The following is a 24329-nucleotide window of genomic DNA, read 5'->3' on the forward strand; positions in this document are numbered from 1 at the left end:
CTCAGCTCGGGCAACGCGGCGGCGGGTCCGGCGGCCCGTAAACTCCCCCTTTACCCGCGAACGCGCATAGGCGCGCGACAGGGGCGTATAGGGAGTTTCCGACATGGCGAGCAAGGCGGACGGGGTCGGCTCCCCGCGCGAAGGCGTCATCGCCGCGCTCGTCGGTGAGGAGGGCAGCGGCCGGCACCCCTATCTCGCGCGGCTCGGCGGCGCGGAGTCGTCGAACGCGATGCTGGCCGACGCGGTGCACTTCCTGTGCCTGCTCCACGGCCGCTTCCCCGGCGTGATCGACCACGCCGCCGACCGCGTCTTTCACACCGACGCGCGTGACTGGATCTATCGCGTCACCGCGGGCTTCGCGGCCGAGCGCGCCTTCCTGACGCGGCTAACCGTGTCGGTCGGCGCGATGCCGAGCACGCCCGGGCAGGCGCAGAGCGAGGCGGCGGTGGGCAGCCAGACGCACGCGCTCGCCGTTCTCTCGCAATCGGATCGGCGCGGCACCGCGCTCGGCGCCGCCTTCGCGCTCGTCGCCGAGTGGGCGACGGTGCGCGCGATGCTCGACCGCGCCGCGCGACGCGCGGGCGTGCAGTCGCCGCCCTGCGACCTGCCGCCGGCGCGCGACGGCGAGACGGCGTCGGCCTCGGTCGTCGCGGCGCTCGGCAACGATCGCGCGCTCGCCTTCGGCGCGCGCCAGCTCCTCGTCCAGCATCGCGGCTTGTGGGACCTGCTCGAGACGCGCGAGGCCGCGCGAACGGCCTGAGCCGCCACCGCTCGGCCAGCGCCGCCGCTTGCGGTTGCAGGAATGGCGGCGGCGATCACCTCGCTCCCTCGTCGATCAGGCGTCGGGCGGGCAGACGTGGTGGGATGCGGCGAGCGTCGCCGCGCGCGACGGCCGGACCGGATCATGTCGGCTTTCCGGGGCGATGGATGCAGCCGCCGATCGTCGGCACGGGCACGCCGGTGGTGCCGGGAAAGCTGATCGGCAGGCCGCGTAGCGTGCGCACCGCCATATAGGCGAAGCCCTGCGCCTCCACCGCGTCGCCATCGGCGCCGAGCCGCTCGACGGGTTCGACGGGAAGCGCGCAGGCATCCGCGATCATCGCCATCATCGTCGCGTTGTGCCGCCCGCCGCCCGCCACCAGCAGGCGGCGCGGGCGGGCGGGCAGGTGATCGAGCGCCAGCGCCACGGTGGCGGCGGTGAAGGCGGTGAGCGTCGCCGCCCCGTCGGCCGCCGACAGGCCGCGCGCGGGCTGGGCGGTGAAGTCCGCGCGGTCGAGCGACTTGGGCGGCGGCAGGTCGAACCAGGGGTTGTCGAGCAGCGCGTCGAGCACGCTGCGGTGGACGGCGCCGGTGGCGGCGAGCGCGCCGTCCTCGTCGCGGGGCGATCCACGCTCGGCCATCATCCAGTCGTCGACCAGCGCGTTGGCCGGGCCGGTATCGAACGCCACCAGCGCGCCTTCGTCGAGATAGCTGATATTGGCGACGCCGCCCAGGTTGAGGATCGCCACCGGCAGCCCCTCCCCAGCGGCCACCGCGCGGTGGTAGACGGGAAGCAGCGGCGCGCCCTGCCCGCCCGCCGCGACGTCTGCCGAGCGGAAGTCGTCGATCACCGCGATGCCGAGCGCGTCGGCCATCGCCGCGCCGTCGCCGATCTGCCACGTCCAGCCGCGATCCGGCCGGTGCGCCACCGTCTGCCCGTGGAAGCCGACCACGGCCACCTGGTTCGCCACGACGCCGGCGTCGCGCAGCAGCTGGCGCACGACGAGCAGGTGGCGCCGCGTCACCAGCTCGGCCGCCGCGACGATCTCGGGGCTCGGCCGCGGCCGATCGTAGGCGAGCGCCAGCGCGGTCGCCTCGCGAAGCTGGCGGCGCGCGTCGTGCGAGTAGGGCTCGGAGCGGAACGCGATCGGGCGGACATGTCCTTCCCCGTCGGTCTCGATCAGCGCGGCGTCGACGCCGTCGAGCGACGTGCCGGACATAAGGCCCACCGCCAGCATCGCCTCGCTACCCATCGCGTCGATCCTTGTGCTACCGCCCCGCCCGCCATGACGAGCTACCGGTCAGACCTCCTCCGCACGCTCGCCGAGCGCGGCTACATCCACCAAGTGACGGACGCCGAGGCGCTCGACGCGCTCGCCGCCCGCGAGGTCGTGCCGGGCTATATCGGCTTCGATCCCACCGCGCCATCGCTCCACGTCGGCAGCCTCGTCCAGATTATGATGCTGCGCCGGCTCCAGCAGGCGGGGCACAGGCCGATCGTGGTGATGGGCGGCGGCACCGGCAAGATCGGCGATCCCTCGTTCAAGGACGAGGCGCGCAGCCTGATGACCGACGCGACGATCGCCGCCAACATCGCCTCGATACGCCGTGTCTTCGAGCGGTTCCTGATCTTCGGGGATGGCCCATCGGACGCGGTCATGGTCGACAATGCCGAGTGGCTGGACGGCCTCGCCTACATTCCCTTCCTGCGCGACATCGGGCGGCACTTCTCGGTCAACCGGATGCTGAGCTTCGATTCGGTAAAGCTCAGGCTGGATCGCGAGCAGTCGCTGTCGTTCCTGGAATTCAACTACATGATCCTCCAGGGCTATGATTTCCTGGAGCTTTCGCGCCGCGCCGCGTGCCGCCTGCAGATGGGCGGATCGGACCAGTGGGGCAATATCGTCAACGGCATCGAGCTTGCCCGGCGCGTGGACGGCACGCAGGTTTACGGGCTCACCACGCCGCTGATCACCACGGCGGACGGCGGCAAGATGGGCAAGACCGCCAAGGGCGCGGTGTGGCTCAACGCTGACATGCTGAGTCCCTATGATTACTGGCAGTTCTGGCGGAATACGCAGGACGCCGATGTCGGCCGCTTTCTTCGCCTCTTCACGGACCTGCCGCTCGACGAGGTCGCACGGCTGGAGGCGCTGGAGGGCGCCGGGATCAACGCCGCCAAGAAGGCGCTCGCCGACGCCGCGACCGCAATGGCGCACGGCGAAGATGCGGCGCGCGACGCGGGCGAGACCGCGCGGCGCACCTTCGAGGAAGGTGCCGCGGGCGGCGACCTGCCGACGTTGCGGCTGGAGGAGGGTCGCATCGGGCTGGTGTCGGCGCTGACCATGCTGGGCTTCGCGGCATCGAACGGCGAGGCGCGGCGTAAGATCGCGGAGGGCGCGGTGCGCCTCAACGACGTCGCGATCGCCGATCCGGCCTACGAGATCGTGCTGGAGAAGGCGCCGATGAAGATCAGCCTCGGCAAGAAGCGCCACGGCCTGCTGATGCGGTAGGCGCAGGCGTGCCTCCGCTCTCGCGGATCGAGGGAGAATACGGCCGGCGCGTCCTGCCACGCGCACCCGGTTGCCGGACGACTTGAACAGTCTCGCGATGTCTCACGATCGCGTCCGGGCTTTGATGCCCCCCGGCGGTGCCGTCTCCCGGTGGTGGCCGGGACGGCTCAGTTAGCCGGGGCGGCTTTTGACCGGCGAAGCTTCGGCTTGAGAACCGGATGACTTCGCGCCGGCCGCCGGCCCGAACGTCGCCGCCCGAACCGCTCCCGGCCCGCCATCGTGCGTCCACGGCTTGAGAGCGAGTTCACTGCTGTCCTATATGGTACGTTTGTCAAGTCGGTGGTGCGCACCTGATGGATGCTCATTATTAAAAGCGGTGGTTTCGCGTCGGTCCGCGTTAAGAGGCACAAGGGCGATAGCTGCCATCACGCAGTATGGTAGTGCGAACCCGTCCCTACGAACCAGATGATGGCAAGCGCCCACACCACGACGATAGCTACGATCATCCCATAGATCGTCGATCTTATGATCCAGGCTTGACGGCGGCGATTGACGGAAACAGTCACTCGACTGTCTGCTCAGCCCCACTTTGTATAGGCGTACCAGCCTGGGTCACCCGCGCGAGGTAACCAGCCTCTGAAACTATGTTGCTCGAGCGACCAATTCCATGCATTCGGCATGGCACTCATCGACGATACCGATCCCCGTGCGGAAGCTGTACGCCTGATGGCAATTGCGCTCCGCGAGCACTTTGGCGAACGTGCGCACGACCTCGCCCGACGCATGTTCGAGGGACGTGCCGACGAAACATGGCGGCTCATCCTGGAAGAGCTGAAGGAATGAGACCTTCGATGTCGCCAGAGCGGTAGGCCTTTTCAGCTTTCCCGCGAACGAACGTGGATCGGGGAAGGAGCCCCGCCAATCGGGCCGGCCGCTGTCCGCGCGACCCGCTTTCCCGAAACCTGTTCCCGATTGCTCTTTCTCGAAATTGCCATTGGGAGATGAAGAAGCGGGAAGATCGCGCTGAACGAAGGGCCGTTTTCGGTAGCTTGGATGGCTCACCTTGAACGACCAGGTCGAGGCGAAAGCCGCCGTCACCCCGCCCGCAGCAACGCCACCGCCGCGTCGCGCTCGAACAGGTAGAGGAGCAGCCGCGCCGCCCGTCCCCTCGCCCCTTCCAGGCCGCCGTCGCGATCGGTGAGGAGGCGGGCGTCGGCGTGGGCGGTGTCGATGAGGGCGGCGGTGCGCGTGGCGTCGGCGAGGCGGGCGCCGGCCTCGCCCGATTGACGGGTGCCGAGCAGCTCGCCGCCGCCGCGCAGCTTCAGATCCTCCTCGGCGATGCGGAAGCCGTCGGTGGTCTCGCGCATCAGCGCTAGGCGCGATCGCGCCGTTTCCGAGAGCGCGTTGCCGCGCAGCAGCAGGCAGGTGGACTTGCCCCCGCCCCGCCCGACCCGGCCGCGCAGCTGGTGGAGTTGGGCGAGGCCGAAGCGCTCCGCGCCCTCGATCACGATCAGCGTGGCATTGGGCACGTCCACGCCGACCTCGATCACCGTGGTGGCGACGAGCACGGCGAGATCGCCGCGCGAGAACGCGGCCATCACCGCGTCCTTGTCCGGCCCCTTCATGCGGCCGTGGACGAGGCCGACGCGTGTTCCCAACGCCGCCGTCAGCGCCGCCGCGCGCGCCTCCGCCGCCGCATCGTCATTGTCGGTCTCCTCGACGAGCGGGCACACCCAATAGGCCTGCCCGCCGGCCTCGGCATGGCGGCCGACCGCGCCCGTCACCTCGTCGATGCGTTCCAGCGACACCACGCGCGTCTCGATCGGCTGACGGCCGGGCGGCATCTCGTCCAGCCGGCTGACGTCCATCTCGCCATAGTTGGCGAGGGTGAGCGTGCGCGGGATCGGCGTCGCGGTCATCACCAGCAGGTGCGGCGGGCGCTCGGCCTTGGCGGCCAGCATCATGCGCTGCGCGACGCCGAAGCGGTGCTGCTCGTCCACCACTACGAGGCCGAGATCGCGATAGGCAACGTGCTGTTGAAAGATGGCGTGGGTGCCGATCAGGATGTCGATCGAGCCGTCCGCCAGCCCCATCAGCGTCGACTCGCGCGCGCGTCCCTTCTCGCGCCCGGTGAGAATCGCCACCGTCAGGCCGAGCGCCCCGAGCTGCCGCGACAAGGTGGCGTGATGCTGGCGCGCCAGGATCTCGGTAGGCGCCAGCAGCGCGCCCTGCGCCCCGGCCTCCGCCGCGACCAGCAGCGCCATCGTCGCCACCAGCGTCTTGCCCGCGCCGACATCGCCCTGGAGCAGGCGGAGCATCGGCGTCCCTTGCGCCATGTCGCCCTCCAGTTCCGCGATCGCCTGCGCCTGCGCGCCGGTGGGGCTGTACGGCAGGTCGAGCGCGAGGCGCAGCCGCCCGTCGCCGATCAGCGCGCGGCCCTTCCGCCGCCGCGTCGCGCCGCGCACCAGCATGAGCGCGAGCTGGTCCGCCGAGACCTCGTCGTAGGCCAGACGCTCGCGCGCGGCCTCGTCGCCGGGATCGGCGTGTGCCCGGCGTAGCGCCTCCGCGAAGGGCGGCCAGCCGCGCGCGCCGAGCAGCGAGGGCTCGATCCACTCGGGCAGGTCTGGCACGCGCTCCATCGCCTGCGCCACCAGCGCCGCCAGCCGCCGCGAGGTGAGCCCGGCGGTGAGCGGATAGACGGGCTCGCGCTCGACGATCTCGCCCGCGTCGTCGGGCGCCACGATCTGGTCCGGGTGGACGATCTGGAACTGATCTCCGTAGAGATCGAGCCGCCCCGCCACGATGCGCGGCTCGCCGAGCGGCAACTGCTTGCGCGCATAGCCCCCGCCGCCGCCGAAGAAGGTGAGCGCCACCACGTCGCCGCCCTCGTTGCGCGCCAGCACACGGAACGGCCCGCGTGGGGACGACGAGCCGCGATATTCCACCGGCGTCAGCGTCGCGATGATGCCGCGCCCGGCGTCCGACAGCGCCAGCCGATCGACGCGCCGGCGCTCGACCAGCGTAACCGGCAGGTGGAACAGCAGATCAACGACGCGCCGGATGCCGAGCTTGTGGAGCGGCTTCAGGAGGGCCGCGCCCACTCCCTTCAGCGCCTCCACCTCGGCGAACAGCGGATTGAGGAGTTCGGGTCTCATGCCTATCTGGCGCCCTAACAGCCGCCGCGTGCCCGTGCACGCGCGGCCTTTTCCGCGTGGGGCAAGGCATGGATCGCGAGCATCATATCAAGCGCCTTCGCTTCCGCGCCTGGCATCGCGGCACCAAAGAGGCGGACCTGCTGATCGGCGGCTTCTTCGACAGGCATCATGCGGACTGGGACGACGCCGCCGTCGCGTGGTTCGCCGCGATACTGGAGGAGGACGATGTCGACGTCATGGCCTGGGCGATCGGCACGCAGCAGGCGCCGGCGCGCTACGAGGGCGCGATGATGCACGCGATGCGCCGGCTCGACTATATCGCGGTGCCGCGTTGAGCATGGCGGCGGCGGCCGAGACGGGCGAGCTCGCGCGCATCCTCAAGGCGCGGGCGCCCCTCACCCTGTCGTCGGTGCCGGCGGGGTTCCTCGCCTCGCTGCTCGCCGACGTGGCGCGCGCGTGCGGCGCGGGGCGGCGGGCGGTGCTGGTCGCGTCGGACGAGCAGCAGATGCGCGCCGTGGCGGACGTGGTCGGCTATTTCGCGCCCGAACTGTCGGTGCTGTCCTACCCGGCTTGGGATTGCCTGCCCTTCGATCGCGCCTCGCCCTCGCTCAGGCTCTCTGCGGAGCGGCTGGCGACGCTGCACGCGCTGCAGGGCAAGGCGGGCGCGCCGCAGCTCCTCGTCACGACCGTCAACGCCGCCACCCAGCGCACGCTCACCCCGTTCCGCATCCGCCAGCTCGTCGCCAAACTGGCGCCCGGCGAGCGCATCGATCGCGACGCCTTGTCGCGGCTGCTCCAAGCAAACGGTTATGTCCGCACCGACACGGTGGCCGATCCCGGCGAATATGCCGTGCGCGGCGGCCTGGTCGATCTCTGGCCCTCGGGCGAGGAGATGGCGCTACGGCTCGATTTCTTCGGCGACGAGGTGGAGAGCGTGCGCCGCTTCGATCCCGCCGACCAGCGCACCGTGGATCGCATCGAGGGCTTCACGCTGCTGCCCGCCTCCGAAGCGCTGCTCGACGAGGCCTCGGTGAAGCGCTTCCGCTCGGGCTATCGCGAGCGCTTCGGCGCGACGGCGACGGGCGATCCCATCTATCAGGCGGTCTCCGACGGCCGGCGGCTGGCCGGCATGGAGCATTGGCTGCCGCTGTTCGAGGAACGGCTCGCCACGCTCTTCGATCACCTCGGCGACGACGACGTGATCGTGCGCGACGCCGGCACGGCGGGCGCCGCCGAGGGCCGCTTCGAGGCGATCGCCGACTATCACGCCAACCGTACCCGCGCGCAGTCCGCCGATCCCGGCAGCTACCGCCCGCTGCCCGCCGACACGCTCTACTTGCGACAGGCCGAGTGGGAGGCGCTGATCGCCGACAGGCCGATGCACCTCGCCACCGGCCACCGCGAGCCCGAGAGCGCGACCGTGCTCGATTTCGACGTCGCGAGCCCCCGCGACTTCACGCCGGAGCGCACGGCACAAGAAAACATCTACGAAGCGGTCGCCGTCCACGTCCGCAAGATGCAGCGCGAGGGCCGCCGCGTCGTGTTGGCGAGCTACACGATTGGCTCGCGCGAGCGATTGTCCGGCCTGCTCGACGAGCATGGGCTCACCGCGCTCGCCCCCGTCGAGAGCTGGCAGGAGGCGCTGGGCACCGCCACGCCCAAGCCCAACGGCCGCATCGCGCTCGCCGTCCTGCCGCTCGATCATGGCTTCACCGCGCCCGACGTGGTGGTGCTCACCGAGCAGGATCTGCTCGGCGATCGCCTCGTCCGCCGCGCCAAGCGCAAGAGATCCGCCGACGCCTTCCTGGCCGAGCTCGCGACGCTCGGCGTCGGCGATCTCGTGGTCCATGCCGAGCATGGCATCGGCCGCTATCTCGGCCTCACCTCCGTGCCCGTTGCCAAGGCGCCGCACGATTGCGTCGCGATCGAATATGGCGGCGGCGACAAGCTCTACGTGCCCGTGGAGAATATCGACGTGCTGTCGCGCTACGGCGCGGACGCCGACAATGTCGGCCTCGATCGGCTGGGCGGCGTCGCCTGGCAGCAGCGCAAGGCGCGCATGAAGGAGCGCATCCGCGAGATCGCGGGCGAGCTGATGAAGACGGCGGCCGCGCGCGCGCTGCGCCACGCCGAGGTGGCGGAGGAAGGTGCCGGCTACGCCGAGTTCGTCGATCGCTTCCCCTATGAGGAGACGGACGACCAGGATCGCGCGATCGGCGAGACGCTGGAGGATTTGTCCGCCGGCAAGCCGATGGACCGGCTGGTGGTGGGCGACGTCGGCTTCGGCAAGACCGAGGTAGCGATGCGCGCCGCCTTCGTCGCCGCCATGTCCGGCATGCAGGTGGCGGTGGTGTGCCCCACCACGCTGCTGGCGCGCCAGCACTACAACCAGTTCGCCGAGCGTTTTCGCGGCTTCCCGCTGGAGGTCGGCCGCCTCTCGCGCCTCGTCGGCGCCGCCGAGGCCAAGGCGACGCGGGACGGGCTGGCGGACGGCAAGCTCGACGTCGTGATCGGCACTCACGCCGTTTTCGCCAAGAATACCGAGTTCAAGCGGCTGGGCCTCGTCATCGTCGACGAGGAGCAGCGCTTCGGCGTCGTCCACAAGGAGCGGCTGAAGGCGCTCAAGGCCGATGTCCACGTCCTCACGCTAACCGCCACGCCGATCCCGCGCACGCTGCAGATGGCGATGTCGGGCCTGCGCGAGCTGTCGGTGATCCAGACGCCGCCGGTCGATCGACTGGCGGTGCGCACCTACGTGATGCCGTGGGATCCCGTTGTGCTGCGCGAGGCGCTGCTGCGCGAGCATTATCGTGGCGGCCAGAGCTATTTCGTGGCGCCCCGCGTCGCGGACCTGCCCGACGTCGAGAAGTTCCTGCGCGACGAGGTGCCCGAGGTGAGCTTCGTCACCGCCCACGGCCAGATGGGCGCGGGCGAGGTGGAGGAGAAGATCTCCGCCTTCTACGATCGCAAGTACGACGTGCTGCTGTCCACCACGATCGTGGAGAGCGGGCTCGATATCCCGTCCGCCAACACGATAATCGTCCACCGCGCCGATCACTTCGGCCTGGCGCAGCTCTACCAGCTTCGCGGCCGCGTCGGCCGGTCCAAGACGCGCGCCTACGCCTACCTGACGACGGCGGCCGGCCGGCTGATGACCGAAGGCGCGGACAAGCGCCTGCGCGTGCTCGGCGATCTCGACACGCTGGGCGCGGGCTTCCAGCTCGCCAGCCACGATCTCGATATCCGCGGCGCGGGCAACCTGGTGGGCGACGAGCAGTCCGGCCACATCAAGGAAGTCGGCTTCGAACTCTACCAGTCGATGCTGGAGGACGCGATCGCGATCGCCAAGGCGGGCGGCGTCGACGTGCCCGAGGCGAAATCGGATTTCTCGCCGCAGATCACCGTCGACGTGCCGGTGCTGATCCCCGAGACCTACGTGCCCGATCTCGATCTGCGCATGGGCCTCTACCGCCGCATCACCGGCATCGAGGACCGCCAGGGCATCGACGCCTTCGCCGCCGAGCTGATCGACCGCTTCGGCAAGCTGCCGCCGGAGACGAAGAACCTGATCGACGTCATCGCGATCAAGCTCGATTGCCGCGCGGCGCGGATCGCCAAGCTGGACGTCGGACAGAAGGGCGCGCTCGTCACCTTTGCCGAGGGCGGCTTCCCCAACGTGCGCGGGCTGTTCTCCTACGTCGAGCGGCTCAAGGGCACCGCCAAGCTGCGCCCCGACGAGAAGCTGGTGATCCAGCGCGACTGGTCGGACCCGGCCAAGCGGCTGCACGGCGCGGGGCAGCTCGCCAAGGGGCTCGCCAAGGCGGCGGCCTGACGCACGTAGCCCCGTGATCGCCACGAAGCACTTGGCGTTGAACCACTTGGGCTCCTCGCCGTTCGGGCAAGCAGCGAACGAGGAGCGTCCCATGGCCGACGATATCGACACCACCCGCCGCGACATGTTCCGGGGCCTCGCCGCCGCCGGCCTCGCGTCCGCCGTCGCCGGCCCCGCGATCGGCGCGGTGCCGATGGACGCGGGGGAAACGGCCCAGCTCGGCAACCCGCAGGACCGCTACGTCAAGCCGCCCTTCCAGCAGCAGCAGCAGCCCTGGCCGGCGCTGCAATCCAAGATGATCCCGGTGCCCGATTGCGGCGAGAAGAGCTACAGGGGCTCGGGCCGGCTCAAGGGGCGCAAGGCGCTCGTCACCGGCGGCGACAGCGGCATCGGCCGCGCCGCCGTCATCGCCTACGCGCGCGAGGGCGCGGACGTCGCGATCAACTATCACCCGCACGAGGAGCCCGACGCGCAGGACGTCGCCAAGCTGATCCGGCAGGCCGGGCGCAAGGCGGTGCTGCTGCCCGGCGACATCCGCGACGAGGCGTTCTGCGGCCAGATGGTGGAGAGCGCGGCGCGCCAGCTCGGCGGGCTCGACATCCTCGTGTCGAACGCGGCCTACCAGCACTCGGTGAAGTCGATCATGGAGATCACCACCGAGCAGCTCGAACAGACGATGAAGACCAACATCTACGCGATGTTCTGGATCGCCAAGGCCGCGATCCCGCATCTGCCGGCGGGCGCCGCGATCATCTGCACCACCTCGATCAACGCGCAGCAGCCGGTGCCCGAGATCCTCGACTATGCCTGCACCAAGGGCGCGATCATGATCTTCGTGCGCGGCTTGGCCAAGCAGATGATCGACAAGGGCATCCGCGTGAACGGCGTGGCGCCCGGCCCGTTCTGGACGCCGCTCCAGGTCGGCGGCGGGCAGTTGCCCGAGCGCCTGCCGCAATTCGGCGCCGACACGCCGATGAAGCGCCCCGGCCAGCCGGCCGAGCTCGCCTCCGTCTACGTCGAGCTGGCGGACGCGCGTTCGAGCTACACCACCGGGCAGATTTACGGCGAGACGGGCGGCGTCGGCTGGCCGTGATCTATGTTTCCTGAGCACGAAATCGTCGTCCGAACGCCGGATATGTCGGCGAAAGTCTTCGTTCAGCCGTGCCGATACTGGAGGAGGATCGAACCATGGCCCTGAAGTTCGCTGGAACGATGAACGCGATCAATCGCGGTCTCGACGAGACCAAGCCCGGCAAGGGCGCGGACATGATCGAGGACTGGGAGGCGGCGCTCGCCGACGTCGACGTGGCGGGCGCGAAGGGCATCCTTCGCGATCTCGCCTCGCTCCGCAAGCAGCTCGAGAAGCCGGAGCCCGACAGCGATCGCGTCCACGCGCTGCTCCACCGGCTGGGCGAGGCGACCACCAAGATCGCTGACAAGTCCGACAAGGCGCAGGACAAGCTGAAGGCGCTGGGCGAGGCGCTCGCCGAGGCGGGCGAGGAGTCGCCCGACGAGGAGGAGGACGCCGAGGCCGCCGCGAACCCGAAGCGCGGCCGCAAGAAAGCGTGACGTCGCGCGGGGTCGTCGCCCGGCGGCGACCCCGCTCCGCCGCGATCAGCGCACCAGCCTGCGCAGCCCCGCCTCGTCCACGGGCACCGAGCACAGAAAGCCCTGATAATATTGGCAGCCCTCGCGCGCCAGCAAAGCGAGCTGCTCCTCGGTCTCCACCCCCTCCGCCACCACCGCGAGCCCGAGCGACCTCGCCATGTCGATGACGGATCGCACCACGATGCGGTCGCGCGCCGATCCGGCGATGTCCTGCGCCAGCCGCCGGTCGATCTTGATGGTGTCGAGCGGCAGCGCCTTCAGGTAAGCGAGGCTGGAATAGCCGGTGCCGAAATCGTCGATCGCCACCCTGAGCCCCGCCGCGCGCAGCGAGGCGAGCAGGCCGGCGGCGGCACCGAGATCGGCGATGAGGCCCGTCTCCGTCACCTCCACCGTCACGCGGTCGCGCGCCAGCCCCGCGCCGTCGATGCGCGCCAGCATCGCCGCGGCGAAGCCCGTGTCGCCGATGTCGGCGGCGGTGACGTTGATCGAGACGCGCAGCGCGCCCAGCGCGCCCTCCCAGCGCGCCGCGACGGCGACCGCGCGCTCCTGCACGTGGGTGGAGAGTTCGGCGAGATAGTCGGAGCGCTCGGCCGCCGCGAACAGCGCGTCGGCGCCGAGTTCGCCCAGCGTCGGGTGGCGCCAGCGCGCCAGCGCCTCGACGCCCGTGATACGACCCGTGGCGATCGAGACCTGCGGCTGCCAGACGATCTCGATCTGCTCCTCGTCGAGCGCGAGGCGGAGATCCAGCTCCAGCCGGCGGTCGTCGGCACGGCGCGTCTCCTCGCCCGCCTCGAACACGCGCACGCGGGCGGCGTCGCCCTCGCGCGCGTCGGCGAGCGCGAGGCTGGCCTTGCGCAGCAGGTCGGCGGCGGCGGCGTCCTCGGGCCGCGCGGCGGCGATGCCGGCGCGGGCGGTGAGCGTCACGACATGATCGCCGGCGACGAACGGCCGCCCGATCGCGGCGACCAGCTCGGCGGCAAGCGCCTCCGCCTGCTCGATCGTGGCGGGCGGCGGCAGGCCGATCGCGAACTCGGCGCCGGCGAGCCGCGCGACCAGCCGACGCCGCCCGGTGCCGAGTGCCGCCACCCGCTCGATGCGTCGCCCGACGGCGCGGATGATGGCATCGCCCACGCCGCGCCCGAAGGCGGCGTTGACCATGTCGAAGCGGCTCAGGCCCAGAACGAGGAGGACGGGCACCCCTGTCCCCGCCGCCGCCCCGCCGGTGAGCCGCGCCTCGATCCAGCGCCGGGCCCCGTGCCCGTCTTCGAGGCCGGTGAGAGCGTCGCGCGGCACGGTGCGATCGCCGCGCGACGTGTCGAGCGACTCGACCTGACCGGTCACCTCGCCGTCGGCGTCCTGCGCGACATGATGGGCAAGGCGGGCACCGCCCGGCCTGTCGTGCGCGAACGGCGCGATCGTGTCGCCGGCACGCAGGCGCGCGACGGCGGACAGCGCCGCGCGGAGCCCCGCCCGCCCGAGCAGCCGCCCGGCGGCGCCGCGCGTGACGGTGCGCTCGCCCTCCTCCGCGCCGAACCCGGCGAGGGCCGCGAGCGCGGGGCTCAGCGTTACCGCGCGGGGCAGGCCCGGGCGCCACCGCCAGCTCAAGGCGTCGGCGGCGGCGATCCGGTCGCGCCCGTCGGCGCCGCGATGGCCGCCGGCGATACGCTCGGCGTGGCGCGCGGCGAAGCGCAGCGCCTGCGCGAGTTCCGCCTCGACGAGGGGCCCGATGACGTAGTGCGTGGCACCGGCCTCGTAGGCGGCGGCGATCTGCGCCATGTCGCGGCGGGCGAACAGGATCAGGATGGCGGCGCCGTTGGCCTGCACCGTGTCGGCGATGTCGCGCACCACTGCGAGAGCATCCGCCGTCCGCTCGCGCGCGTCGACCAGCACCACCGACGCGCCGGACGCGAGGAAGCGGCGGCCGGCGGCATCGGCGCGCCGCGCGGCGATCGGGTTCCAGCCGATCCGCTCGACCATGCGCGCAAGCTCGTCGCGCTGCCGGAAGGACAGCAGGAAGAGCGGAGCTGCGCCGGTTCGCGCGATCTGGACGATGACAGGCTCTCCTCAGGCCGGCGACCGCGCGATCACGGCGCCGGTCCTCCGTCTAGGCAACCCTGCCGCCGCCGCCAATCCGCTTCGCCGCGCCGATCTGTCCCACGCCGGCCTTAAAGCGTCGCGAGGCGCACCTTGCCGGGGCCGCGCCGGCGTCCTAGCTACGCAAGCGATGGCGACGATCGCTCCTTCGCCGCCCGCGGCGCTGATCGACGGGTTCGGTCGGCGCATCAGCTACCTGCGTCTGTCCGTCACCGACCGCTGCGATCTGCGCTGCCGCTACTGCATGGGCGAGGCGATGACCTTCCTGCCGCGCTCAGCGGTGCTGACGCTGGAGGAGATGGCGGCGATCGCCGACGCCTTCGTGGCGCGCGGCGTGCGACGCATCAGGCTGACCGGCGGCGAGCCGCTCGTCCGACGCGGCATCGGCGAGCTGGCGGCGCGGATCGGCCGGCATCTCGCCACCGGCGCGCTCGACGAGCTGACGCTCACCACCAACGCCACCCGCCTCGCCGAGCACGCGCCCGCGCTGGCGGCGGCCGGGGTGCGCCGGATCAACGTCAGCCTCGACAGCCTCGATCCGGAGCGTTTCCGCGCGATAACGCGCACCGGCGACCTCGGCCAAGTGCTCGCCGGCATCGCAGCCGCGCGGGCGGTGGGCATGGCCGTCAAGATAAACATGGTCGCGCTGAAAGGCGTTAACGAGGACGAGGTCGGCGCCATGCTGCGCTGGTGCGTCGCGGAAGGGCATGACCTGACGTTCATCGAGACGATGCCGCTCGGCGTCGTCGACGAGGATCGCACCGATCGCTACCTGCCGCTCGACGGCGTGCGGCGCGACCTGATCGAGCGGTTCGGCCTCGTCGCCGACGCGCACCGCACCGGCGGGCCGGCACGCTACCTGCGCGTGCCGGGCACTGCGACGCGGGTCGGGTTCATCACGCCGCTGACCGAGAATTTCTGCGACGGCTGCAACCGCGTGCGACTCACCGCGTCCGGCCGGCTCTACATGTGCCTCGGCCACGACGACCGCGTCGACCTGCGCGCCGCGTGGCGCGAGGGCGGGCGCGACGCGCTCGACGCCGCGATCGACGAGGCGCTGGCGCTGAAGCCGCGCGCGCACGGCTTTAGGATCGAGGAGCGCGACGCCGCGCCCGCCGTCGCCCGCCACATGAGCGCGACCGGCGGCTAGGATGCCGATGGGGGGCGACAGCCGCGATCGACGCCGCGACGCGAGCCGCCTCGCGCTCGCCGCCTCGCCCACGCCCCAGGCGCAGGCCGCCGCCGCCGAGCTGTGCCGCCGCTACGAGTTCGTCGGGCTCCAGGAGGCGGAGCTGATCGTCGCGCTGGGTGGCGACGGCTTCATGCTCCAGACGCTGCACGCCATGCTCGATCGCCACGCGATCCGGCCGGTCTTCGGGATGAATCTCGGCACCGTCGGCTTCCTGATGAACGAGTGGAAGCTCGACGCGCTCGACCATCGCCTCGCCCGCGCCCGCGCCTTCACCGTCGCGCCGCTGCGCATGTCGGCCGAGACGGTGGACGGCGAGCGTTTCGACAGCCCCGCGATCAACGAGGTGTCGCTGCTGCGCGAGACGCGGCAGACGGCGTGGATCGAGGTGTCGGTCGACGGCCGCGTGGTGCTGCCCGAGCTCGTCTGCGACGGCGTGCTGGCGGCGACGGCGGCGGGATCGACCGCCTATAATTTCTCGGCGCAGGGGCCGATCCTGCCGCTGGGCTCGGGGCTGATCGCGCTGACCCCGATCAGCGCCTTTCGTCCCCGCCGCTGGCGCGGCGCCATCCTGCCCGAGAGCAGCCGCATCGGGCTGAGGGTGCTCGATCCGGTCAAGCGCCCCGTCTCCGCGGTGGCCGACCAGCGCGAGATACGCGATGTGTCGACGGTCGAGATCGTGCTCGATCGCTCGACCGCGCTCACCTTGCTGTTCGATCCCGAGCACGCGCTCGACGATCGCATCACGATGGAGCAATTCGCGGTCTAAGTGGCGCCCGCACGGAGGGTTCGCTGCTCCCTCACGTCCCGTTGACGGCCATCCTCCGCTCGGGCATATCCGCGCCCGGCCATTCCTCGGTAGCTCAGCGGTAGAGCCCTCGACTGTTAATCGAGTTGTCGCAGGTTCGAATCCTGCCCGGGGAGCCAGTTAAATGCCGGAAAACCGCCAATCTCAGGCGAGGGCGCAAGCCTCGTTCTGACTGGCGTTATGACCAGCGTTCTGACTTTCACGGCCTGTTCTCGGCGCCGTGGAGGCGCGGAGTAGCGCCATCGCGAGTCGCTGCGCGTCGAGTGGCGGCGGCGAAAAGCACTCGACGCGCCCGTTCCACCGCTCTCGCCCGCGCCAAGGCCCTGTTCCAGGCTCGTACCCTCGCCCCCGTGATCGGCGCACCCCTGCCCGAGACGCTGCCGGCGGAGGTGCGTCATGACTGATCGCCCCATCATCTTTTCGGGTTCGATGGTGCGCGCCCTGCTCGCCGGCCGCAAGACGCAGACGCGGAGGATCGTCAGCAAGAGGCTTCCCGCCGGCGCCCGCTACACCGGCATCCATTACGCGAGCGATGAGCGCGACAGCTGGTTCTTCAACTCGCCGAGCGGACCCGGGAAGGTGCCGGTGCGATATGAGCAAGGCGATCGGCTCTACGTGCGGGAGAGCGTGCGGTTCTGGGCGGAAGGTGACGACTGCGAGATCACGTTCGTGGATGACCGTCGACGGCAGACCGGTCCCTGCACCGGTGACATCCCTGATGCTTCCCTCGCGGCCTACTTCCGCCTGATCGATCGATCCTACAACGACGGCGAGCGCCGCAGCATCGGCATCCCCTCCATCCACATGCCTCGCTGGGCCTCGCGCCTGACGCTGATCGTGGAGGAGGTGCGCGTCGAACCGCTTCAAGAGATCAGCGTCCGCGACGCGATCGCCGAAGGGTTGAATTACGCGCCTGGTGGTTGGTGGAGCGGCAGTGACGGGCAAAGCGCGCCCGACCCGGTCGCTGCTTACGCGCTGCTCTGGAACAGCCTGCACACCGAGAATGAGCAGCGCTGGCAGGACAACCCCCACGTCGTCGCGCTCACCTTCCGCGTCGAGCGGGCAAACATCGATCAGGTGGCTACCCAGGATGCCGTGCGCGATCGGGTGGCGTCGTGAGTGGGCTTGTCGAGGAACTGGCCGCCGCTGAAGCCCGCGCGGACCAGTTGCGGCGGCGCGTCGCGGCATCAACGTGCGCCGAGGTCGGGTGCGACATGCAGTCTTACGGCGGCTGCAACGCTTGCTGCGATCTCGGCGACAACTGCGGATGTTCGGTTCCGGTGAACGTCTGCACGCGCTGCGGCGACTGCGACTATGGCGACAACGCGGAGGCCACTGAAGTTCGCCGCCTGTGCGCGGAAGCCGCCGCATGACCGCGCGTCCACCCCACGACGCCACCCCGTCCTCTAGCTTGTCCGATGAGGTGGTCGGATGAACCTTCGCATCCTCAAGAAGCTCTCGAAGCGTGCCGCCCCGCTGCTGCCGCTGCTAGGCGACCACCGCGAGCAATTCCTGTCCGAGGCCGGCGACAACTATCACGGTCTCATCATCCACGCGCGGAAGCATTGGGAGCGGTGCTCCAGCGTTCACGACGAGCGCCTTCATGGTGACGGAGAGATCGTGCTGCGTCCGCGCTGCCGAGCAGGCACGCGGTTCCCGTACATCAAGCTGCACCAGCCTTACCACCCGTGGCCGGGCACGGCGATGATCGGCTCTATGGAAGGCTACTACGAGCCGGAATGGAGCGAGGAGAGCGCGTGGGGCGCGCTCGATCAGTTCGTGCGCTTTCACTTCTGCGATTGGGACGAGAACGGCCCAGCCCCGACGCGCAAGCTCCGCAACCCGAGCGATGTGTTTCGCGCGGCGGACGAGATGATTGCCGCCCGTGACGCGTCGCTCGCGCGCACCGCCAAGCCCGAAAGGATCGTGGCATGAAGCCCCACGACGCCACCCCGTTCGATGAGGAGGTGGAGAGGAGAATGGCCCGTATCAAGCGCGGATGGGATGCCGATGAGGGCGGTTGGAAGACCTTCGTCATCATTTGGATCGTCATCGGTTTCCTAGCATGGGCGGCGTTCTCGTGACACGCCCACCTCCTCGCCGAGCAATCCCAATGACGCCGCCCGATGAAGTGCTGGTGGCCCTTTTCAACATGGAGATAAGACAATGAGCAACATGGTCGCGTTTGCGAAAGAGGAATTGCGCCGTCTTCGGAGTGGCGAACTGGACGAGATGCAGGACATGATGGATGCGCACATCTTGCGCATGGTTGAAGCATTCAGCGATGAGGGGCATAGCGGGTTTAGCGCCTCATATGCTGTTGGCATCCTAGAGAAGGTGCTGCGGTTCGAGCCCATATCGCCGCTTACCGGCGACGATGATGAGTGGACCGCGCTCGACTACGACGAGGACATGGTCGCGCAGAATAAGTGATGCTCGCACGTGTTCAAGCGCGCCGATGGCACGGCGTACGACATCGAGGCGATTGTCTTTCGTGATCCCGATGGTGCGTGTTTCACCAACCGCGACAGCTGCCGAGACATTGCTTTTCCTTATCGCCCTACTCGCGAATACGTCGATCGCGCCGACAATGCCCGATAGTGAAGCGCTGGTGAAGCGGGCAGCAAAGGCGATCCGCGATGCGCGAGCCTTGCCGGGCACGAACCCGGTTGCGCGTTTGAGCGACGTGGATCGGCGAGCGGCGCGTGCTGCTGCCGTCATCTTCATCGAGGCGTGCGCGGAGATCGTTGAGAGCGGTCAAGAGACTTGGTCGAACGAGCGAGACCTGTCGTTCCTTGATCCTCGCAAGCACGGCAACCTGACCGGCTTGGCGTTCGCGCGCGCCATCCGCAATCTACTCCCGAAAGGATCACCCGATGCCTGACGCACCCCCCTCGCCTGCCGTTGAGGTGTTGGCCGACTTGACCGCGATCAAGCGCGGACTGCAAGTCGCGAACACCCTATCAGGCGATGTCCCACTTACAGCTTCCGCCTATCGAGAGTTGGCCGAGGCTGATGCCGCCTTCGCCCGCTTCGAGGCCCTGATCCGTTCCGAACAGGGCGAGCGCACGTCCTCCGACTGTGGGGCGGGGTGGCGGTCGATCGAGAGCGCGCCGAGGGATGGGACTCGGGTACAACTATGGCTACGGGAACCGTTTTCGTGCGTTGAAGTGGCGCAATGGTACGCGCCATGGGAAAGGTGGACGACTGATCGTTATCCTCATCAAAGCGCGATTGGCCCGCTTATCCCTACCCACTGGATGCCACTACCCACCCCGCCATCCTCAACGACGGACGAGGCGCGGGATGCGGGGGTGGGTCGGGAGGCGATTGCGAAGGCGATAGCTGCCCGGCGCCCTAGTTGGCTATCGAGACGGCCGAGAGCTGTCGGAATGGCAGGCCGATGCTGTCCTCGCCCTCACCAAGGGAGATCGCGATGTTTGAAGTCATGATGGCGATTTTCTTGGGTATGTTCGTGTGCGCGGGGATGATCGGCCGGTGTCTCGGAAAGCAGACGTTTGAGAATGGCTCTCCAATAGCAGTGGGAGTCTGGGCGGCTGCGACAGCTATCTTATTCATCACGTTTATGGAAATGCTTCACGGGGGATATGGGCGATGAGCAGCGAACCCGGCGCGGGGAGCGTGGATCGGGAGGCGGTTGCGCAAGCTTCTGACTTCATTGACCGTCTTGCCAGAATGGAGTGGACACGCGGTCGCCCAAATGTCTGCCTTGAAGATTGGCAGGATGAAGCTATCGCGTTGTCTGCAAAGCTTGTCGCCCTCACCCCGGCACAACCCACCGACGCCCGAGCAGCAGCGGATGAGCAGCCTGCGAGCGAGGTGGTGCGTCTTCGGGGGGCGGCGTTGGAAGAAGCTGCTCGCATCGTGGATCGGCAGATACCGGCGCCTGCCGGTGGCCCGTTATCGCACACCAACTCAATGCGCGTTGTCCTGATAGATGCCGCCGCAGCAATCCGAAAAGCCGCCCTCGCCGCCACGCCACCGGCATCCCCGGACGCTGCGCCTCTCGACAGGCGGGATGGGGAGATGGCCGCCACGCCGGCGGTGAACCAGGGGAGGTAGGTGACCTCACGGGGGAGTCGCGGCGTCGCGGATTGGCTGTGCCAGCATGGTGGCCCTTGATCTGCTCTAGCGAACCACCCAGGCCCGCAGCGCCTCGAAGCGCGCTGCCGTCACCCGCAGCACGTCGCGTAGATCGACGATATACTGCCCGATCGCCGCGTCCGTCGCCTCAGCGGGCACCTGCAACGCGGGCGGGAGCGGCGCCACCAGCTCCGGCGGTGGCGCGCTGGACACCGGCTGCGGTGTCGGCCTCGCGCAGGCCGCGCATGAGAGCAGCGAGCCCAGGAGAAGCGGGTGCAGGGTTCGCATGGTCGATTGTCTCCGAGAGGATGGTGGCGTCGCGCTTCGTCTCGACGGCTGCGGCCGCCAAGCCCTGCGCGAGCGTGGTAAGGCCGGCGATGTCGCGGCGGCGTGCGGCTTGCTCGGCGGCGAGGTCGGCACGGACGCCGGCGATCGTCGTGGCCTGCGCGGCGATGGTCCGCTGCATACCGTGGGTCCACAGCGCGAGCCCACCTGCCAGCGCGGCGATGAGCAGCCATGGGCCGGCGCGGCGGATCAGCGACCAGGTGAGCCAGGCGGGCATCAGGCGGAGCCCTCGATCGGCGTCGCCGGTCCCGTGCCGGTCGTCGCCGGAGGCAGCTTGTCGAGCGCGGTCGCGAGGTTCGCGTCCTGCTGCGGGCTTGATCCCTTGCCGACGTTCAGCACGGCCGCCACGGCCGCGCCCACGATCGGGCCGAGGCCGGTGAAGAAGCCGTCCACGAAGCGCGTGTTGTTCGGTGGCACTTGATGGAAGAACGAGATGCCGGCGAGGCCGATGTAGCCTACGATCAGCAGCACCGCGATGATGTAGCGCCAGTGGCGATCGATGTCGTTCACGACAGCCTCCGATCTATGATGAGCACGGCCGCGATCAGGAGCATCGGCACGGCGCCGACGGTGACGAGAAGCGAGCGGATCATGCCGCGATCCTCGCCAGCCACCCGTAGAGGAAAGTGCGGTTCGCGGTGCGTGCCTCGGTTAGTTCGAGGTAGCGCATCCCCTGCTCCGCGTTGAGCAGCGCCAGCAACCGACGCTCACCCTCTCCGCCTCGCTTCTTGACGAAGGCGGACAGCGCCGAGATCGCACGCGAACCGACCACGCCGTCGACCAGAAGCTGCTCGTCGCCGAGCGCGTTCAGCGCGCGCTGGAGGAAGCGGCTCGCGATCGCCGGGCCCATGTTGACGCCGGTGTCGACAAGCTCGGCCGCGATGTCCGGCGAGAGCGCCAGCACCTTATCGAAGCCGGGAGCGACGACGTAGCGGCTGCGGTAGATCGCTCGCGCCACCTCGCGCGGCATGTCCTTCACCGCGCCGGCATAGCCGTTCGCGCGCGCCACGGCGGTGGTGATCCCGAAGTTGGTCTCGCCGCCCGCGTCGCGCGCGTCGTTGCTGTAGCCGCCCTCGGCGCGCAGCACGCTGTCGATGATTTCGTCGATGGTCATCGTGATCTCCAGATCAGAAGCGGTAGATCGTCCACGGGCCGGGGATCGCTGGCAGCGTCGCGGGCGCGAGGAATTGGACGCGCTCGATCCCGCGCCGGTCGTAGGCGAGCGCTAAGCCGAACAGGCGGGCGAGCCGCGCGCGGGGATGCTCGATCACCCCTTGCCTTCCAGCTTATCGAGCCGCGCCATCAGCCCGGCGACGTTGAGCGATGCGACCGGGGGTAGCCCGTCGCGGATCGTGCGCTCCAGCGAGCGCACCGCATCGATGACGGCTTCGTCGCTCTCGCGCTTGCGGCGGCAGTCGTCGTGGTGGCTCTCGGCCGCGGCTTGGACGACCTCGGTGAGCCTCGCGATCGACTTGTCGGAGATGACGCTGGCGGCGACGACGCCGCCCGCCGTCGCACTCTCGGTCGAGCGATCTTTGCGCGACTCCTTCCACGCGAGCCATGCGGCAACGAGACCAGTACCACCCAGCGCGCCGGCGGCTTGGATGGTCGCGGCTACATCAACCGCCGCCATTCTGCGTGGCCCTGAAAGCAACACGAGCGGCGTCGGCGCCAGAATAGGAGAACATGATCGCCTCCAAGGCGAACAGCCCGGCGTAGGTGAAGATGGCCGGCGAGTGCCACTCTACCGACATCGCCCCGGAGGTCAGGAACGCCCATACCAGCATTCCGAAGAAGCTGCCGGCTTGCCGGATGCGAGGCGTCTCCTCGCGTGATCCGTTGACGTAGAGAGCGGCGATCCTGATCGTGCCGATCAGACAGGTGGCGGAGCCCCACGCAATCTCGCTGCCGACTTCCAGCAGCGGACGGAAGAACGGCCGGTTGAAGCTCTCGCCTGGAAGCAGGAGGATGAAGCCCCACCCCCACAGGATGAACGCCAGCACCCACTCCGGCGCGCGCTCGCGGAAGGTTCGGCGGAAGCGGACGAGGATCATGCCGGCCACCCGCCGCTGATGTCGATCGCCGCGATGGCGGCGGCGTCCGGCGCGGCGGCGATCGCCGCGACGAGCTCGGCCTCGCGCTGGAAGCATCCCTGTAGATGAGCGCCGATCGCGGTGCCGTAGGCGATCAGGTCGGCGAACGTCAGGTCGGCGAAGTCGCTGTCGCCGAACTTCCAGTGCACGACGAGCGCGGTGTCCTGCGTCACCTGCGCCTGCATCACGGCCGCGACGATCCGTCCCATGGTGGTGTCGTCGGCGAGCGCGACGCGCCCGCGCCACTTCACCGTCTGCTGCTCGTCCCAGCGCAGCGCCGCCACCTCGGCGCGGCGAGCCGTTCGCACGTCGGCGGCCGGCGGCGTCACCCAGCGCCGGTGCGGCACGCCGGCGACGTCGACGAGCGTCTTCCCGAGCAGCCGCAGGCAGGGCGCCACGTCGGGCTCGTCGACGATCGCGGCGATGCCGAGGGCCGCGAGCTGCTCGGCGGACGCGCCGACCGCCCACGTCGGCGGGTACTGGATGGCGTCGTCGCCGGTGCCCACGGTGAAGCCGTCGACGAGCTCCTCCCAGGAACCCGCGACCTTGCGCGCGAACTGCATGCGTGTGCCTCGCTAGTTGAGCTGCTCAAGCAGGATGAAGTCGGCCTGGCGCGTGGTCGCGCTATCGCAGCGGATCAGGGTGCGCGCGGCGCCGGCGAACGACGTCGTGAAGTCGTACTGGACGCGCGTCGCGCCCGTGGTCGGGGATGACATACCAGCCGGATTGATGATCAGACTGGTGCCCCGATAGTAGCCCCACGAGATGCGGTCACCCGAGGCCTGGAAGCTCAGACGGTAGCGGCCGCCTGCGACCGCGGTGAAGGGCAGGAAGATCGCGGCGAAGCCGTTGCCGGTGGCGTTGGCGCGGCCGAACCAGGAGCGCCCGGCGCGCTGCGAGACGCCGCCCTGCGCGTCCGTGGCGAGCTGCCACGCGGTGAGCGTCGGCGACGCGTCGACGAGGCCCGGCCCGCGCAGCGCGGCGAACGGCAGCATCAGGCGAACGCCCGCGCCACGGTGCACAGGATCAGCGTCGGCGTGACCACGAAGTAGCTGAGCGCGTCGACCGCTCCCGCCGCCGCGGTGAGCGCCGGCGCGCCGCCCGCGAACTTCCACGCGCTGCCGTAGGCGAGCGAGCGGTTGCCGGTCGCATCCTGCGTCAGCACGATCACGCCCGACTGCCCGGGTTTGGCGTTGGCCGGGGTGGCGAGCGTGCGGTTGCCGCCGAGCGTCAGGCTGAAGTTGAGGCCGACGCCGAGGTCGGGCGTGACCGTCGCGGCGTCCGCCAGCGCCACCGGCGCCGACGCGGCGAACAGCGCCGCCGGCGTCAGCGCGACGAGGTCGGATGCACCGGCGAGCAGCTGCGCCGCGGTCGCCGCCGGGAAGAACACCGGCGGCCCAAGCGACACCGTCCAGTCTGTGAACGTGCCCGCGCCGCTCGCCAGCGTCACCGTCAGCTGGAGGCCGCCGCCGCCGGCATCATATCCGACGACCTGCCCAACCATCCAGGAGCCGGGGTCGCTGGTCCGCGCCACCGTCACGAACATGCCGGGCACGAGCGCCTTGCCCGCCTGAATGGCGAGCGCCTGCGCGCCGGTGCCGATCGTCAGCGACGTCGTGCTGGTGGCGGCGGTGCCGGGCGCGTTGACCGCGGTGGCGGCGGAAGCGGCGGCGATGTCCGCGTTGTCACTCACCTCGTCGGCGACGGCATTCATCTGCTGCCCGGCGACGTTGATCGCGGGCAGGTATGCGTCGGCGCGCGCGGCGAAGTTCGCCGGATCGTCTCGCGACGGCGGCGTAGGGAGCAATGCGATGCGGGTCATGGTCGCT

The 24329-nt window shown here is 69.9% G+C and carries 29 protein-coding genes and 1 tRNA gene; 17 read left to right on the forward strand and 13 right to left on the reverse strand.

Annotation, left to right across the window (positions count from 1 at the left end):
* Nucleotides 1-103 precede the first annotated feature (103 nt).
* Nucleotides 104-760 carry a DUF6975 family protein gene (locus tag ACOFKX_RS13650; RefSeq protein ID WP_419827626.1) on the forward strand — a complete coding sequence of 219 codons (657 nt, stop codon included), beginning with the start codon at nt 104-106 and terminating at the stop codon, nt 758-760.
* Nucleotides 761-902: 142 nt separating this feature from the next.
* Here ACOFKX_RS13650 and ACOFKX_RS13655 read toward each other — a convergent pair whose 3' ends face one another.
* Nucleotides 903-2012 (reverse strand): anhydro-N-acetylmuramic acid kinase, encoded by a 1110-nt coding sequence (locus tag ACOFKX_RS13655; protein ID WP_419827627.1) that lies wholly within the window; start codon nt 2010-2012, stop codon nt 903-905.
* A gap of 33 nt (nt 2013-2045) precedes the next feature.
* Here ACOFKX_RS13655 and tyrS point away from each other — a divergent pair, with 33 nt between their 5' ends.
* Entirely contained in the window at nt 2046-3272 is a 1227-nt protein-coding gene (gene tyrS, locus ACOFKX_RS13660; protein WP_419827628.1) for a tyrosine--tRNA ligase, read from the forward strand.
* Between the two features lie 678 nt (nt 3273-3950).
* Entirely contained in the window at nt 3951-4115 is a 165-nt protein-coding gene (locus ACOFKX_RS13665) for a hypothetical protein (RefSeq protein WP_419827629.1), read from the forward strand.
* Between the two features lie 251 nt (nt 4116-4366).
* On the opposite strand, the gene recG is transcribed toward ACOFKX_RS13665, so the two are convergent.
* Nucleotides 4367-6427: an ATP-dependent DNA helicase RecG gene (gene recG / locus ACOFKX_RS13670; RefSeq protein WP_419827630.1), complete on the reverse strand. Its 2061-nt coding sequence runs from the start codon at nt 6425-6427 to the stop codon at nt 4367-4369.
* A 68-nt stretch (nt 6428-6495) separates the two neighbouring features.
* Between recG and ACOFKX_RS13675 the strand changes: the two genes are divergently transcribed.
* The 4 genes from ACOFKX_RS13675 (at nt 6496) to ACOFKX_RS13690 (ending at nt 11828) form a co-directional block, all read left to right on the forward strand.
* Nucleotides 6496-6762, forward strand: a complete 267-nt coding sequence (locus ACOFKX_RS13675; RefSeq protein ID WP_419827631.1) for a succinate dehydrogenase assembly factor 2 — start codon at nt 6496-6498, stop codon at nt 6760-6762.
* 2 nt (nt 6763-6764) lie between these two features.
* Entirely contained in the window at nt 6765-10259 is a 3495-nt protein-coding gene (mfd, locus tag ACOFKX_RS13680) for a transcription-repair coupling factor (RefSeq protein ID WP_419827632.1), read from the forward strand.
* 91 nt (nt 10260-10350) lie between these two features.
* A complete protein-coding gene (locus ACOFKX_RS13685) occupies nt 10351-11352 on the forward strand; it encodes an SDR family oxidoreductase (RefSeq protein WP_419827633.1) in 1002 nt (333 codons plus the stop codon).
* 95 nt (nt 11353-11447) lie between these two features.
* A complete protein-coding gene (locus tag ACOFKX_RS13690; RefSeq protein WP_419827634.1) occupies nt 11448-11828 on the forward strand; it encodes a hypothetical protein in 381 nt (126 codons plus the stop codon).
* Nucleotides 11829-11873: 45 nt separating this feature from the next.
* Here ACOFKX_RS13690 and ACOFKX_RS13695 read toward each other — a convergent pair whose 3' ends face one another.
* The gene (locus ACOFKX_RS13695; protein WP_419827635.1) at nt 11874-13844 is read right to left on the reverse strand and encodes a putative bifunctional diguanylate cyclase/phosphodiesterase; all 1971 of its coding nucleotides are present in this window, start codon (nt 13842-13844) and stop codon (nt 11874-11876) included.
* A gap of 247 nt (nt 13845-14091) precedes the next feature.
* Between ACOFKX_RS13695 and moaA the strand changes: the two genes are divergently transcribed.
* The 10 genes from moaA to ACOFKX_RS13745 all read left to right on the forward strand — a co-directional run bounded on the left by moaA (nt 14092) and on the right by ACOFKX_RS13745 (nt 20041).
* Entirely contained in the window at nt 14092-15111 is a 1020-nt protein-coding gene (moaA, locus tag ACOFKX_RS13700; RefSeq protein WP_419827636.1) for a GTP 3',8-cyclase MoaA, read from the forward strand.
* 7 nt (nt 15112-15118) lie between these two features.
* The gene (locus ACOFKX_RS13705) at nt 15119-15919 is read left to right on the forward strand and encodes an NAD kinase (protein ID WP_419827637.1); all 801 of its coding nucleotides are present in this window, start codon (nt 15119-15121) and stop codon (nt 15917-15919) included.
* 83 nt (nt 15920-16002) lie between these two features.
* A tRNA-Asn gene (locus tag ACOFKX_RS13710) sits at nt 16003-16077 on the forward strand.
* A gap of 310 nt (nt 16078-16387) precedes the next feature.
* Nucleotides 16388-17077, forward strand: coding sequence for a hypothetical protein (locus tag ACOFKX_RS13715; RefSeq protein ID WP_419827638.1), 690 nt, complete (start codon nt 16388-16390; stop codon nt 17075-17077).
* Nucleotides 17074-17331 carry a hypothetical protein gene (locus tag ACOFKX_RS13720; protein ID WP_419827639.1) on the forward strand — a complete coding sequence of 86 codons (258 nt, stop codon included), beginning with the start codon at nt 17074-17076 and terminating at the stop codon, nt 17329-17331. The genes ACOFKX_RS13715 and ACOFKX_RS13720 overlap by 4 nt, the downstream gene beginning before the upstream one ends.
* 58 nt (nt 17332-17389) lie before the next feature.
* Entirely contained in the window at nt 17390-17893 is a 504-nt protein-coding gene (locus ACOFKX_RS13725; protein WP_419827640.1) for a hypothetical protein, read from the forward strand.
* Nucleotides 17890-18042 (forward strand): hypothetical protein, encoded by a 153-nt coding sequence (locus tag ACOFKX_RS13730; protein WP_419827641.1) that lies wholly within the window; start codon nt 17890-17892, stop codon nt 18040-18042. Before ACOFKX_RS13725 ends, ACOFKX_RS13730 begins: the two co-directional genes overlap by 4 nt.
* Nucleotides 18043-18124: 82 nt before the next feature.
* Nucleotides 18125-18391 carry a hypothetical protein gene (locus tag ACOFKX_RS13735; RefSeq protein WP_419827642.1) on the forward strand — a complete coding sequence of 89 codons (267 nt, stop codon included), beginning with the start codon at nt 18125-18127 and terminating at the stop codon, nt 18389-18391.
* A 61-nt stretch (nt 18392-18452) separates the two neighbouring features.
* On the forward strand, nt 18453-18842 hold the full coding sequence (locus ACOFKX_RS13740; RefSeq protein WP_419827643.1) for a hypothetical protein: 390 nt from the start codon (nt 18453-18455) through the stop codon (nt 18840-18842).
* 731 nt (nt 18843-19573) lie between these two features.
* Entirely contained in the window at nt 19574-20041 is a 468-nt protein-coding gene (locus ACOFKX_RS13745; protein WP_419827644.1) for a hypothetical protein, read from the forward strand.
* A gap of 66 nt (nt 20042-20107) precedes the next feature.
* Here the strand turns inward: ACOFKX_RS13745 and ACOFKX_RS13750 are convergent, their stop codons facing one another.
* The 10 genes from ACOFKX_RS13750 to ACOFKX_RS13795 form a co-directional block, all read right to left on the reverse strand.
* On the reverse strand, nt 20108-20275 hold the full coding sequence (locus tag ACOFKX_RS13750; protein WP_419827645.1) for a hypothetical protein: 168 nt from the start codon (nt 20273-20275) through the stop codon (nt 20108-20110).
* Nucleotides 20211-20624, reverse strand: a complete 414-nt coding sequence (locus tag ACOFKX_RS13755; RefSeq protein ID WP_419827646.1) for a hypothetical protein — start codon at nt 20622-20624, stop codon at nt 20211-20213. Before ACOFKX_RS13755 ends, ACOFKX_RS13750 begins: the two co-directional genes overlap by 65 nt.
* Nucleotides 20624-20917 carry a hypothetical protein gene (locus ACOFKX_RS13760; RefSeq protein WP_419827647.1) on the reverse strand — a complete coding sequence of 98 codons (294 nt, stop codon included), beginning with the start codon at nt 20915-20917 and terminating at the stop codon, nt 20624-20626. The genes ACOFKX_RS13755 and ACOFKX_RS13760 overlap by 1 nt, the downstream gene beginning before the upstream one ends.
* Before the next feature lie 79 nt (nt 20918-20996).
* Nucleotides 20997-21521 (reverse strand): glycoside hydrolase family 108 protein, encoded by a 525-nt coding sequence (locus ACOFKX_RS13765; protein WP_419827648.1) that lies wholly within the window; start codon nt 21519-21521, stop codon nt 20997-20999.
* Nucleotides 21522-21534: 13 nt separating this feature from the next.
* On the reverse strand, nt 21535-21678 hold the full coding sequence (locus ACOFKX_RS13770; protein WP_419827649.1) for a hypothetical protein: 144 nt from the start codon (nt 21676-21678) through the stop codon (nt 21535-21537).
* Nucleotides 21675-22040, reverse strand: coding sequence for a hypothetical protein (locus ACOFKX_RS13775; RefSeq protein ID WP_419827650.1), 366 nt, complete (start codon nt 22038-22040; stop codon nt 21675-21677). The genes ACOFKX_RS13770 and ACOFKX_RS13775 overlap by 4 nt, the downstream gene beginning before the upstream one ends.
* Nucleotides 22027-22461, reverse strand: coding sequence for a hypothetical protein (locus ACOFKX_RS13780; protein WP_419827651.1), 435 nt, complete (start codon nt 22459-22461; stop codon nt 22027-22029). The genes ACOFKX_RS13775 and ACOFKX_RS13780 overlap by 14 nt, the downstream gene beginning before the upstream one ends.
* Entirely contained in the window at nt 22458-23063 is a 606-nt protein-coding gene (locus ACOFKX_RS13785; RefSeq protein WP_419827652.1) for a DUF4376 domain-containing protein, read from the reverse strand. The genes ACOFKX_RS13780 and ACOFKX_RS13785 overlap by 4 nt, the downstream gene beginning before the upstream one ends.
* 12 nt (nt 23064-23075) lie before the next feature.
* Nucleotides 23076-23495, reverse strand: a complete 420-nt coding sequence (locus ACOFKX_RS13790) for a hypothetical protein (RefSeq protein ID WP_419827653.1) — start codon at nt 23493-23495, stop codon at nt 23076-23078.
* Nucleotides 23495-24322 carry a hypothetical protein gene (locus tag ACOFKX_RS13795; RefSeq protein ID WP_419827654.1) on the reverse strand — a complete coding sequence of 276 codons (828 nt, stop codon included), beginning with the start codon at nt 24320-24322 and terminating at the stop codon, nt 23495-23497. The genes ACOFKX_RS13790 and ACOFKX_RS13795 overlap by 1 nt, the downstream gene beginning before the upstream one ends.
* Nucleotides 24323-24329 lie beyond the last annotated feature (7 nt).

Origin of the sequence: Sphingomonas sp. (genome assembly GCF_965200105.1) — a bacterium.
GTDB lineage: Bacteria > Pseudomonadota > Alphaproteobacteria > Sphingomonadales > Sphingomonadaceae > Solisphingomonas.